The 12,141-nt window shown below is 65.3% G+C and carries 10 protein-coding genes; 5 read left to right on the forward strand and 5 right to left on the reverse strand.

What is annotated here, in order from left to right:
* The first annotated feature begins 411 nt into the window (after positions 1-411).
* From M2299_RS13175 to M2299_RS13195, 5 genes are all read left to right on the forward strand, one after another.
* Positions 412-1,053: a hypothetical protein gene (locus M2299_RS13175; RefSeq protein ID WP_280884497.1), complete on the forward strand. Its 642-nt coding sequence runs from the start codon at positions 412-414 to the stop codon at positions 1,051-1,053.
* Between the two features lie 62 nt (positions 1,054-1,115).
* Positions 1,116-1,988 carry a DUF2628 domain-containing protein gene (locus tag M2299_RS13180; protein ID WP_280884498.1) on the forward strand — a complete coding sequence of 291 codons (873 nt, stop codon included), beginning with the start codon at positions 1,116-1,118 and terminating at the stop codon, positions 1,986-1,988.
* Between the two features lie 167 nt (positions 1,989-2,155).
* On the forward strand, positions 2,156-4,378 hold the full coding sequence (locus tag M2299_RS13185) for a methyl-accepting chemotaxis protein (protein ID WP_280884499.1): 2,223 nt from the start codon (positions 2,156-2,158) through the stop codon (positions 4,376-4,378).
* Between the two features lie 154 nt (positions 4,379-4,532).
* Complete coding sequence (locus tag M2299_RS13190; protein ID WP_025873797.1) at positions 4,533-4,901, forward strand: glycine zipper 2TM domain-containing protein; 369 nt, start codon at positions 4,533-4,535, stop codon at positions 4,899-4,901.
* Positions 4,902-5,120: 219 nt separating this feature from the next.
* Complete coding sequence (locus M2299_RS13195) at positions 5,121-6,407, forward strand: hypothetical protein (RefSeq protein ID WP_181950733.1); 1,287 nt, start codon at positions 5,121-5,123, stop codon at positions 6,405-6,407.
* A gap of 44 nt (positions 6,408-6,451) precedes the next feature.
* Here the strand turns inward: M2299_RS13195 and M2299_RS13200 are convergent, their stop codons facing one another.
* The 5 genes from M2299_RS13200 to M2299_RS13220 form a co-directional block, all read right to left on the reverse strand.
* Positions 6,452-7,579 carry an ABC transporter permease gene (locus tag M2299_RS13200; RefSeq protein ID WP_280884500.1) on the reverse strand — a complete coding sequence of 376 codons (1,128 nt, stop codon included), beginning with the start codon at positions 7,577-7,579 and terminating at the stop codon, positions 6,452-6,454.
* A complete protein-coding gene (locus M2299_RS13205) occupies positions 7,576-8,763 on the reverse strand; it encodes an ABC transporter permease (protein ID WP_280884501.1) in 1,188 nt (395 codons plus the stop codon). Before M2299_RS13205 ends, M2299_RS13200 begins: the two co-directional genes overlap by 4 nt.
* Positions 8,748-9,761, reverse strand: coding sequence for an efflux RND transporter periplasmic adaptor subunit (locus M2299_RS13210; protein ID WP_025873793.1), 1,014 nt, complete (start codon positions 9,759-9,761; stop codon positions 8,748-8,750). Before M2299_RS13210 ends, M2299_RS13205 begins: the two co-directional genes overlap by 16 nt.
* On the reverse strand, positions 9,754-11,130 hold the full coding sequence (locus M2299_RS13215; protein ID WP_180831414.1) for a TolC family protein: 1,377 nt from the start codon (positions 11,128-11,130) through the stop codon (positions 9,754-9,756). The genes M2299_RS13210 and M2299_RS13215 overlap by 8 nt, the downstream gene beginning before the upstream one ends.
* Before the next feature lie 111 nt (positions 11,131-11,241).
* Positions 11,242-12,135, reverse strand: coding sequence for a LysR family transcriptional regulator ArgP (locus tag M2299_RS13220; protein ID WP_280884502.1), 894 nt, complete (start codon positions 12,133-12,135; stop codon positions 11,242-11,244).
* Between the last annotated feature and the right edge of the window lie 6 nt (positions 12,136-12,141).

Below are 12,141 nucleotides of genomic sequence, written 5' to 3' on the forward strand. Positions count from 1 at the left end.
CCAGGTGGCAGTAAAGTGGGTTGAATGCAGTCGTGAGTGATCGGTTGTGGCGGATCGGAATGATCCTGATTGGGTCGTATTTACATGTTTGGATTGGATCTATGGGCTGGTGTGTTCGTGCAGATGCTGAAGTGTCTGACGAAACGTTATGGATTTGGGCCTGATGATGTTGACTGTAGTTTCCCGAATTTGAACAGCTTTTACGCGGATGATCATTTCTGTGGCGTAGGGTTTTCATATGGAATTCTGTGCGAACCCGACGTGGTTATTGTCAGCGATGAAGATTTTTCCACATATTTGTCTATGGCGTTCTCCAGGTATGTTGAGGGGAATCCTGAATCTGCTGATCAAGTGCTTTCAATGATGTATGTCAAAGGGTGTGTCTGAATTGTTTGCCAGTGGAGGGTTCAAGTGTCCAGTAACGCGCTCAACCATCGCGGCCATGCTCGGCGTGCTTTCTGCAGTAACTTGACGCTGGCGACAACTCTCGCCATAGCGAGTCTGGCACTCACTTCACATCCCTCGCTGGCTGCCGAATCCGGCTTCGAGGGCGTCGCCTGGGGCGCAACCCAGGCCCGGCTGAAAGAAGGACTGGGCGAGCGCTTGGCTACGCGAGCCTGCCCCGAGGAACAGCAGGAAGAGCCGGAACTGAAGCGATACGCGAGAGCCTGCGGCCCTTACATCGAGGATTACACCATCGACGGAATCTCCTTCGTGGCGTTCTTCGGTCTTCGCGGAATCGAGGGGCCGCTGAGCGCTATCTATCTCGATCGCGCCGCGACGGTAACCAACGAGCAGATCAAGGCTGGTAAAGGTGCGGAGTTCAGGTACAACCGGGTCAAGAAGGTGCTGGCAGAACGGCATGGCCGGCCTGAAAGGGTGAGCGAGACGTCTGCGCGTCCGCGCGACAAGCCTGCGGTGCTGCTGACCGAATGGGTGAGTGGTGATACGACGATCACCCTCACTGAGACGATTGTCTCCGAGGCTCGCGGTCAGCAGTACTACCTCAGTGTCGTCTACGCGCCGAAAACCCAAGTGCCGGAAGCTCGCTGACCTTCTGCAGCGTTTCGAGCGATTATCAATGTGTCTTGTTTTTGGATGAAGAATCAGTGCAGATGAAGATCGAGCCCACTTTCGGTAGAGCCGAGGGTGGTGCGGAGCGAGACGCTGTCTCGGTCGCCCACGAGCCATGTGAAAAGAGTGCACTGGTGACTGTCGTTGGGGACCGGTTCTCTACCTATTGCCGGTTATGGAGGCTGGACGACGCTGCCGCCAGGGCACCGAGACGGTGGCATTGGCCGGCGTTCCTGTTTTCATCGTTGTGGTTCTTCTTCCGACGCATGCCTGTATGGGGCACGATCTGGTTCATCGTTCCGCCTTTGGCGATGACCACGTTCACCCTGATGGGTCTGCCATTGTTGGCGGCAGTCGTCTTCGTGGTCTGCCGCGTGCTTGCTGGAATCCTGGCGAATTCCCTGTATCTGTCTCATTGCCGGAGGATTGTTCGCAAGGTTATTGCTGGGCATGGAGGCGCGCATAGGCGGCACGCGGAACTGCAGAAGGCCGGTGGTGTCAGCTACACCGCTCTGGTGATCGCCTTGGCTGTAACGGCCTCACAGAACACCCTTATCAATCTGGCGGTTCGTTCGATGCCGAAGGAGAACCCCATGCAGTCTTCAGTGCACCTGCCAGCGAACCGGCCGGACCCGGATCTCGAATATGCGGAGAGGGAGGCGTACGAGGAGGAGCTGCGTGCGATCGCGATGACGGCGTGGCCCGCGGGTGTTGCAGCGGACGGCAACGTCTGCATTGTCGAGCTACGTCTGACGCCACCGGGTAAGGTGCTGGATGCCAATGTTCTGGAGCCTTGCACGTTGGACGAAGCGCAGCGCGAACGACTGCTGGTCGAAATCAGACGTACCGATTTCACGGTCGAGGGAAAAATGCGGTTCTTTACCCGCCATACCGTTATCGGCTTGCGTGGCTGATTCCCTGCCACGGGCCTGACTGGACCGTGGGGAAGGGACGGTCGTCCTCAGGGTTGGGATTCTGCTTGAACGCATTTATGTTAATGCAGCGTTGTTTCAATAAATGTGCTTAAAGTTTCCCCGGGTCGTGCCGCCACCGATATAGGGCCACGATCAAGGGAATTGAGATGCTCGCCTTACGCAACCTCCGTGTAGGATCCCGGCTTTCTGCCGGCTTCGGTCTGCTGTTGCTGTTCATCCTGGCCATTGTCGGCCTGGTGTTGTACGGAAACCATCTGAAGTCCGCCCAGTTCGAGAAAGTGGTGGGCGTGAACATGGTCAAGATGCGGTTGTTGAACGACATGCTCGATACCAACAATGCGGTGCTGATGCATCGTCGCCTGATGGTGATCAAGCGCGGCGAGGAGTTCGACAAGGATTACCAGCGGGCGCAGGAACTGAGCCGCACCTACGACAGCATCTGGGACAAGTACGTCAAAATTCCCCGCGATGCCACCGGCGATACGCTGGTGGCGCAGATCGCGGCGGCGCGCAAGGCCACCGACGTCTCCACTCAACAATTGCACGAGCGGATGAAGGCGGGCGACTACGACGGTGCAGCCACCGAGCTGCTGGCCGAGCACGGTCTGGCCACGGCCTGGAATGGAGCGATTTCCAGCCTGCTGCGGCACCAGGAAACCCTGACCGAACGCAGCCGTGAGGAATACCGCGCCACGGAAGCGTGGACGGGAACCCTGTCCATCGCCTTCGGTGTGCTCAGCCTGATTCTCGGCGCACTGGCCGCGTGGGCGATCACCCGCAGCCTGACCCGCCCCTTGGCGGGCGCGGTGAAGCTGGCCGATGGCATCGCCAACGGTCGCTTGGACAACGTCATCGATGCCTCGGGCAACGACGAGGTGACCCAGTTGCTGAAGTCCATGCAGCGCATGCAGGGGCAGCTGCAGGCGGTGATGGCCGCGCAGGGCGAGATGGCGCGGCAGCACGATGATGGCAGCCTGGGTTATCGCATGGACGAGAGCGCCTTCCCCGGCGACTACGGGCGCATGGTGCATGACACCAACGCGCTGGTGGGCTCGCACGTGCAGGTGCAGAACCGCCTGATCGAGGTGATGAAGCACTACGCGCGCGGCGACCTGTCGGTGGACATGGATCGCCTGCCGGGCGAGAAGGCGGCGATCACCCAGGCCATGGACGAGACCAAATCGAGTCTGTCGGCCATCAACGGCGAGATCCGCCGGCTGGCCACAGCCGCTGCTGCCGGCGACTTCAGCCTGCGCGGTGACGAAGCACGCTTCGAGCATGATTTCGGCGAGATGGTGACCGGGCTGAACCGGCTGATGCAGACCACCGATGGGAACCTGGAGCAGGTGTCGAGCCTGCTGCAGGCGATCTCACGTGGCGATCTGACCGTACGCATGCAGGGCGACTTCCACGGCGTGTTCGCCCGCATGCGCGACGACTGCAACGCGACCGTCGAGCAGCTGACCCAGATCGTCGGCCGCATCCAGGCCAGTGCATCCAGCATCAATCTGGCGGCGGGGGAGATTGCCTCCGGCAATACCGATCTGTCGCGGCGTACCGAGCAGCAGGCGGCCAACCTGGAAGAAACGGCAGCGTCGATGGAGGAGCTGACCTCCACGGTGAAGCAGAACGCCGAACACGCGCGCCAGGCCAACCAGCTGGCGATCGGTGCACATGGGGTGGCCTCGCAGGGCGGCGAGGTGGTCGGCCAGGTGGTGACCACCATGAGCGCCATCGAAGCGTCGTCGAAGAAGATCGCCGAGATCATCAGCGTGATCGATGGCATCGCTTTCCAGACCAACATCCTGGCGCTCAATGCCGCCGTGGAAGCCGCGCGTGCGGGTGAGCAGGGCAGGGGCTTTGCTGTGGTGGCCAGCGAGGTGCGCACCTTGGCACAGCGCTCGGCCGGTGCGGCCAAGGAGATCAAGGGCCTGATCGAGGAGTCGGTGGGCAAGGTGTCCGACGGCTCGGCGCTGGTGCGTCAGGCCGGCACGACGATGGGCGAGATTGTCGCCTCGGTGCAGCGGGTGACCGACATCATGGCGGAGATCTCTGCAGCCTCGCAGGAGCAGAGCTCGGGCATCGAGCAGGTCAACCAGACCGTGATGCAGATGGACGAGACCACCCAGCAGAACGCTGCGCTGGTGGAAGAGGCCAGCGCTGCTGCGCGGTCGATGGAAGAACAGGCCAAGCTGCTGGCCGAGGCGGTGTCGGTGTTCCGCACCGGGGCTTCGGTGGCGGCGGCAGCGGTCCGGCCGATGCTGGCCGCGGTCGCCGCAAGCGTGCCGCCGGTGCGTCGCGTGACCGGCGTGCCGCCGCGCATCGCCCCGTCGCTTGCTGCCAACACGGGTGGGTGGGAAGAGTTCTAAGCCGGGTGGGAGACGGCGCCCATCGCGATGCTGGTCGCGATGGGCGCATTTTTGTTTCCTGAACCGATGATGGCCGCTCAACCCTCGGCGACGTGGATTTCACCTGCAGTTGCCACCCGCAGGCAGACACTTGCGCCATACCGGAGCACAGGAGATGGCCATGAAGACCTCGACCCGATTGATGGTGCTGGGCACCTTGCTGGCGGCCTCGTCCGTCGCTGGCGCACAGAATTACGGCCCGCGTGATGAAGGGCGCAAGTTCAACGATGGCAGCCGCGTGGTCTGCAAGAACGTGGAAGTGCAGCGCAATACCCGCGATCCCAACCGCATCACCGGCACCGCTACCGGCGCCGTGGTCGGTGGTCTGCTGGGCAACCAGGTAGGCGGCGGCAACGGCAAGAAGCTGGCGACGGTTGCCGGTGCCGTGGCAGGCGGCGCAGCCGGACGGCAGATCCAGGGCAACCATCAGCAGAAGACCGGCGATCGTGTGGTCGAGCGCCGTTGTGAGCGCGTCTACCGCTGATCCCCCATGCGATAACCCCTTCCACACTGCTGTACCCCGAACGCCGGCCCTGTGCCGGCGTTCTCCGTTTCCGGTCCCGTTCCGTGAAGCAGGGTGCATGCCTATACTGCGCCGACCTCCAGGGATGAATCGCCAGTGAACGAGTCGAGTGCTGTAGACCGCCGGGAACCGTCCGATGTTGCCGATGCAGTGCCTCGCACGACAGCCAGCTACTCCCGCGTGCGCGACCGCACAGACGAGCTGGAGCTGTTCATTTCCGGCCTGCTTGCCTTCGCGCTGCTGGCCGTGCCGGGCTACCTGTTCGATGCCTGGGCGCGCAGCAGCCTGCATACCGAAGGGGTCTATTTCCAGGCGCTGTGGTTCGCCTTCAGTATCGGCGTCGGCATGTGCTACGTGCTGGCGGTGGCCTTGATCATCCACTTGGCGGTGCGTGGCTACTGGATCGGCCTGATCGGCCTGAAATCGCACTTCCCCAAAGGCATCGACTGGGATCGACTGACAATGTTGGGGCCGTTCTCACGTGCGTTCCTGAAGCAGCGCGACGGTGGGCTCGACGGCACCATCGAACGCGCAGACCGGCTTGCCACCATGCTGTTCTCGAGCACGCTGCTGTGCGTGCAGACCCTGGCCGGCACGCTGGTGGTGGCGATTGTCTCGCTGGGCGTGGCGATGGCCATCGGTGCCGCCTTCGGCGATGTCGATCGCATCACGCTGGCGATCGTTGCGGTGCTGATGGTTGGCCTGCTTGGCCTGGCGATGGTGCCGATGCTGCTGGAAAAATCGATCGCGCGGCGCCACGCGCGGGGCCTGGACACCGCACGGCAGGAGAAGCGGCTGCAGTCGGTGCTGGCTGGCCTGCAGCGGGTACCGATGCTGCGCCTGCTGCAGACCATGCAGTGGACCCTGCAGAGCAACCTGCGCGGTCGCTCGTTCACCGTGATCTATATATCGGCGGTAATGCTGGCGATGGTGCTCGCCGCGCTGCAGGTGTACGGCTCGATGAAGTTCTCGCTGTTCAACCGCTACAGCGTGATGACCGAAGAAGCGGTGGACCACGGCATGCTTGGCGCGCACTACGAATCGCTGCGCTCGGCGCATGACCAGCTGCTGCCCTATCCGATGATTCCGGCCGATACCATTAGTGCATCGCGGTTGCGGCTGTTCATTCCGCACCGTCCGCAGCGTGACAATCCGGTGGCACGGCAGCGCTGTGCGGGCGGTGCCCGCAACGAAGCGCAGGGTGCACAGGCGGCGACGGCAGCGGTGAACTGCATGGCGCTGCTGTGGACGGTGCAGCTCGATGGCGGCAAGGTCGACCTGCATGATTTCGTGCCGATGGAGCGCCGGGACCTGGATATGCGCGGGCTGGTGGGCTACTTGCCGATGGCGGATCTGAAGCCGGGCCGGCATGACCTGCGACTGGTCTGGAACGCCGACGGCGGCGAACGTGGGCCCAGCCGCCGTCGCGAATACAGCATCCCGTTCTGGTACGCACCGGAACCGTAAAAGGGGACGGAGGGGATCAAGTCGGTTTCTCCCCTTCGCGCCGATTACGACTTAATCCCCTCCGTCCCCTTTGGGCTGTGCAGGCGCCAGAGGGCGAGGGCGCCGTACAGCGCCAGCAGCACGGCCAGGGTGATCAGTTCGTGGCTGACCTCGGCCAGGCTGGCGTCCATCTGGTTAAGGCGCACCATCAGGTTGATGCCGGAGGTGGTCGGCAGCAGCTGCGCCAGCCACACCAGCGGGCGCGGGGTCATCACCGCCGGCCACGACAGGCTGGCCAGGAAGAACAGCGGGATCGAGGTGGCGATGATGTACTGGAAGGCGCGTTCGCGCGTGCGGAAGAAGCTGCCGACGAACAGGCCGAACGCCACCGTGGCAGCGATGAACAGGGTGCCGCCGAGCAGCTGGCCGAGCGGGTTGCCGCCACGCGGATAGTCCTGCACCCAGGCGGTGAAGCCGGCGTACCAGAACAGCCCGAACAGCCCGATCAGGCCGAAGCCAAGGGCCATGCCGGTCAGGGTGGGCAGGTCGAACTGCAGGCGCCGGCCCAGCACCAGACGGCGACCGCCGAGCAGCACGCCGATGCCCATCAGCAGCGTCTGGTGCACGATCAGTTCGGCCACGCCGGGCACGATCGCGCTGCCATAGCCTTCCTGCGTGTTGAACAAGGGCCGCTGCACGAGGGTGACCGGTGGTGCCTGTGGCGCGCCCATGAACGCGGCTTGGGTGACCGCCGCCTCACGGCCGAACGCACCCAGTGCATCGGCCACGCTGCCCAGCACCCAGCTGGCGCGGCCGAGGTAGGCGCCGTTGCCGAGCAGCACCAGTTTGGCCGGATGCCCGCGCAGGATGTCGCGTTCCAGGTTGGCCGGGATCAGCACGATACCTTCGGCCTGGCCCGCCTCCAGCTGTGCGCGCGCTTCCTGCAGGTCGGCCGGTTGCCCGACCACATGGGCCACGCGCAGCGAATCGAGCTTGCGCAGCAGCTCGCGGCTGGTCGCGCTGTGGTCTTCATCGACCACCAGCACGGGCAGCTTGCCGGCCACCTGATGGCGATAGGCGGCGGGGTAGAAGAACGAGTACAGAATCACCGCGCCGACCATCACCACGATCGCGTAGCGGTCGCAGAGCACGGCCAACAGGGTCTGTCGCAGGCTGTGCCAGATCCGGCTCATGTGCTTGCCCCAGCCGGTTGCGCGGCCTGCGGCGTGCGCGCGAACGCCAGCAGGCGCCAGCCGCCGATGCCGCCAGCAACCGCGATCATCAGCAGCAGCGTGGCCAGCGGCCATAGCGATACCGCTAGTGGCGAGCCGATGAACTGCTGCTGGGTCTGCAGCTTGATGTAGGCGCTGAGCGGCAGCAGCAGGTGCCAGACGCGGGTGAACAACGGTGCGTCGATCACCGGGAACGTGGCGCTGGAGAACGCCAGCGCGGTGCCGATGCTCAAGCCCACCGCGGACAGGGCGGTGCCCATGTCGCGGGTAACGCCAACGAAGAACAGGGCATAGGCCGCGGTGGCCAGGTAGAACAGCGGCTGTGCGAGCAGCAGCAGAAGCACGCTGCCAGCGATGCCGTCGCCACGCAGCCAGGCCAGGTAGGCCGCGCCCAGCGCGCCGTACAACGAGAACAGCAGCACGTAGGGCAGCACCTTGCCGGCAATGGCCGACCATGGTGCATGGCCCAGCCAGGCGGGCAGGGTACCGTCGCGGATCTCACGGCCGAGGCTGCCGGCCACGGCCAGCGCCAGTACCAGCGACAGTACCGCCGGGAAGATCAGTGGCAGCAGGAACAGCTCGTAGCTGCGCGCCGGATTGAAAAGGATGTCCGACTGCACCGCGATGGGCGCGGCACGCAGCTTGCCCGGCCCGACCTGCAGGCCGATGCGTTCGCGCAGCAACCGCGCGTTCCACGCAGAGACCGCGTCGCCGATATCCCGCGCGGCGGACTGGCCGGTGGTCATGTAGGTGGCGTTGTAATAGGAAAACACCGTGCCCTGCCGGCCGCGCAGCGCCTGGCGGGTCACATCGCGCGGCACCAGTACCACCGCGAACACCTCCAGCCGACGCAGCTGCGCGCGCGCCTCATCCATATCGACCGGTTGGCGGGCGATGCGCACGCCGGGGCTGGCGTCGAGCATGCGCAGCAGCAGGCGGCTGTCGCTGCTGTGGTCAAGGTCGACCACGGCAATCGGCACATCGCGCATCACCGATGCGGAAAACATCCAGGCCATCACCACCAGCATCAACAGTGGCAGCACGGTGACCAGCGCCAGGTCCGCACGGCTGCTGCGCAACCGGCGCAGTTCGCGCTGCCATGAGCTGCCGAAGCTGCTGCGGCTGGTGTTCAGTGCTGCGGCCATGCGAACAGCACGCTCATGCCGGGGCGGAAGCCCTCGATGCGGCGTACCGGGCGCACCCGCACTTCGAAGCTGCGCACGTCATAGCCCGACGACTGGCGGGTCGTGCGCCAGGTGGCGTAGTCGCCCGCGGGATTGATGAAGTAGACCTCGAACTCACCGTCCTTGCCGAGTGCCGGCACGCTGCCCTGCAGCTTGCTGCCGACCTTCAGGCCCTGCATCTGCGATTCGCGCAGGTTCATCGACACCCACATGCGGTCGATGTCGACCAGGGTGAACACCGGGTAGCCGGCTGGTACCAGTTCGCCCGGGTCGGCCATGCGCTTGTTGATCTCGCCGGCCACCGGCGCGCGGCCTTCCACTTCAACGCGCGCGGCGTTGACTTCCGCCACCGCGCCCTGGGCCTGCTGCACCTGGCCCTGCGCGGCACGCTTGTCCTGTTCGCGCGCGCCGGTCAACGCCATGTCGTACTGGGCGCGTGCGGCGCGGGCCAGTTCGCGCGAGCTGGTGGCCTGGGCCGCCGCTTCATCGCGCTTCTGCCGGGTCATCACCCCTTCGTTGAACAGGTTCTGCACGCGCCGGTAGGTGGCATCGGCAAGGGTCGCACCGGCCTCGGCGCGCTTCCAGTTGGCTTCGGCTGCGCGGATGTCTTCGCTGCGTGCGCCTTCGGCAGCCTTGTCGGCCACCGCCTGCGCCGCAGCCAGTGCGCCATGTGCCTGCTGTTCCTTGGCTGCCACTTCGGGGCTGTCGAGCAGGAACAGCACCTGCCCGGCCTGCACGCGATCGCCCTCGCGGACCTTCAGTTCGGCCACGCGCGCGGTGATCTTGGCGGACACGTTGAGGGTGTCGGCGTCGGCCATGCCCTGGATCTGGTCGGCGGGGCTGCGCCAGGCCAGCCACAGGCCCAGTACCACCGCCACCAGCAGCACCACCAGCAGAATCGGCCCCAGCCGGCGCTTGCCCGGGGGCGTCGTTGCTTCGTCGTGCAACACATCACTCATGATCAATTACCTCGTCTGCACGCCGCCGATGGTCTTCGAAGCGGTCCATCTGTCCACTCACCTCGAGCAGTTGTGCCAAGGCGATATCGTATTGGTAGGCGGCCTGCGCACGTTCGACGCGGGCACCGCCAAGACCGAGCCGTGCGTCGATCACGTCCAGCGAGGTGGCCTGGCCTTCGCGGAAGGCCAGCTCCTGCAGGCGCAGGTTCTCGTCGGCCTGGGCGATGCTGCTGTCCAGCAGCACGAACTGCTGGCGTGCGGTTTCCAGCTCGTTCCAGGCCTTGCGCACACCCAGCGCGACCTGGTTCTCGGCCTCGCGCAGGCCGGCCTCAGCCTGTTCCTGCTGCGCGCGTGCCGCACTTATCTGTGCCGGCCGTGAGTTCGGCGACAGGAAGGTGTACTTCAGGCCGATGCCGAACGCCCAGTCCGGATCGGTCAGCATTTCGTCGCGGCGGCGGAAGTCGTACTGGCCGAACAGGAATACCGTTGGCTTCAGCTTGGCCTGCTGCACGCGCACGCCCTGTTCGGCCTGCGCCACGATCGCCCGCAGGCGGGCGATCTGCGGCTGCCGTGCCTGCGCGGTACGCTCGAAGGTGGCGACCGGTTCCAGCGGCGCGCGCTGAACGAACAGCGGCGACAGCGGCTGCACATCGCCGCCACTGCGCAACAGCGTGGCCAGCGCAGCCTTCAGCGTGGCCAGATCATTGAGCGTCTTCTGATACTCGCGCTCGGCCTTGTCGCGGGCGACGGTGGCCTGCAGGCGCTGCGCACGCGTGGCGAAGCCTTCGCGTTCCAGTTTCTCGGCATCGGACAGGTGGCGGTTCAAGCCATCGCGCACGTCGCGGCGCACGACCACTGCCTGTTCGGCCAAGCGCTGACCGAAGTAGGCCTGGGCCAGTTGCACGGTCAGCGACTGCCGCTGCGCTTCGCGCTCGGCGCTGGCCTGTTCGCTGGCCGCGCCGGCAGCACGCTGCGCGGCCGGGATCAGGCCGCCGGTGTACAGCGGCAGCACCGCAGTGACCACCGGCCGTGTGCGCCAGTCGCGCTCGGTGAACGACAGCGGTGAGTCGATGCCAAAGGCTTCGGCCACCGGCGCCAGCGAGCCCAGCGGCAGGGTCAGTGTCTTCTGGAACTGCAGCCGCCGCACTTCGCCGGTGATCTCCGGCAGGCGCAGCAGGCGGGTGGCCTCGTGCAGGTCTTCCTTGTTGCGCACGCCGGCATCAGCAGCGGCCAGCGCGTCGGAGACCTGTTCCAGACGCTGCCGCGCCTGTTCCCATTCCAGTGCAGGAGGCGCGCTGGTCTGTGCCGCTGCAGCCAGCGGCAGGCTGGCCAGCAAGGCCAGGCCGGCAGCGCCGAGCGCGCGATGCATCCTTGTCCGTGGGCAGCTCAGGCGCATGCCGTTCCTGTAGTGAAGAAGTGGGCAAACGGTAGTGGTCCGCGCGTGAAGCCGGGGTCTGCGGTGGTCTGGATCATGCTCTTTTCAACGTAGGGTATTGCCCGCGGCGGTACGCAGCGCGTGGGTGATGTGTTGCAACGTGCTCGAACGCACGGCGGCATGCTGCCAGAACAAGGGTACGTCGAGCCAGCGACGCGGTTCCAGCACCACTATCTGTCCGGCCTCTGCCGCTGGCGTGACCAGGGCCTCCGGTGCCAGGCACCAGCCAAGCCCACGCGCGGCAGCATCGACGAAGCCGGTGGAGGAGGGCAGGTAGTGTACGGGCGGTTGCATTCGCGCGCGGGTGAGCCTGCGCAGGAAACGCCATTGCAGTTCATCCTTGCGGTTGAACACGATCATCGGCGCCGAGGCCAATGCTTCGGCCTGCATGCCCGCGCTGAAGTGGCGGCGCGCAAATGCCGGTGAGGCGATGGCGCGGTAGCGCATCGCGCCCAGCGGATGCACGTTGCAGCCCTTCAGCGGCCTGCGTTCGGCGGTGACCGCGCCAAGCACGCTGCCAGTGCGCAGCAGTTCCAGGGTGTGGTCCTGGTCGTCCATGCGCAGGTCGAACAGGTAGCCGTGGCGCTGGTGCAGCTCGGCGATGGCGGCGACGAACCAGGTGTCCAGCGAATCGTCGTTGACCGCCAGCGGAATCGGCGTACGGGTGGCATCGCTGCCGCGTTCCGGCAGCAGTTCGGCAAGCGCTTCGGCTTGCAGTGCCTGCATCGGCCGCACCCGCCGCAGCAGCACTTCGCCGGCAGCGGTAGGGCGGCACGGGGCCTGACGCACCACCAGCACTTGGCCCAGCCGGTCCTCAAGCGCCTTGATCCGTTGCGACAACGCAGACGGGCTGATCGACAGGCGGCATGCGGCGGCCTCGAAGCTGCCTTCTTCGAGCACGGCGGTGAAGGCGCTCAACTGCGGATGTACCAGGTCCACGCGGTG

Origin of the sequence: Stenotrophomonas sp. 1278, from assembly GCF_029892765.1 — a bacterium.
Classification (GTDB): domain Bacteria; phylum Pseudomonadota; class Gammaproteobacteria; order Xanthomonadales; family Xanthomonadaceae; genus Stenotrophomonas; species Stenotrophomonas indicatrix.

Coding starts and splice junctions, on each gene's coding strand:
- M2299_RS13190 (WP_025873797.1), top strand. CDS start 4,533: ATGGCCATGAAGACCTCGACCCGATTGATGGTGCTGGGCACCTTGCTG.
- M2299_RS13185 (WP_280884499.1), top strand. CDS start 2,156: ATGCTCGCCTTACGCAACCTCCGTGTAGGATCCCGGCTTTCTGCCGGC.
- M2299_RS13210 (WP_025873793.1), bottom strand. CDS start 9,761: ATGAGTGATGTGTTGCACGACGAAGCAACGACGCCCCCGGGCAAGCGC.
- M2299_RS13215 (WP_180831414.1), bottom strand. CDS start 11,130: ATGCATCGCGCGCTCGGCGCTGCCGGCCTGGCCTTGCTGGCCAGCCTG.
- M2299_RS13200 (WP_280884500.1), bottom strand. CDS start 7,579: ATGAGCCGGATCTGGCACAGCCTGCGACAGACCCTGTTGGCCGTGCTC.
- M2299_RS13205 (WP_280884501.1), bottom strand. CDS start 8,763: ATGGCCGCAGCACTGAACACCAGCCGCAGCAGCTTCGGCAGCTCATGG.
- M2299_RS13180 (WP_280884498.1), top strand. CDS start 1,116: ATGAAGATCGAGCCCACTTTCGGTAGAGCCGAGGGTGGTGCGGAGCGA.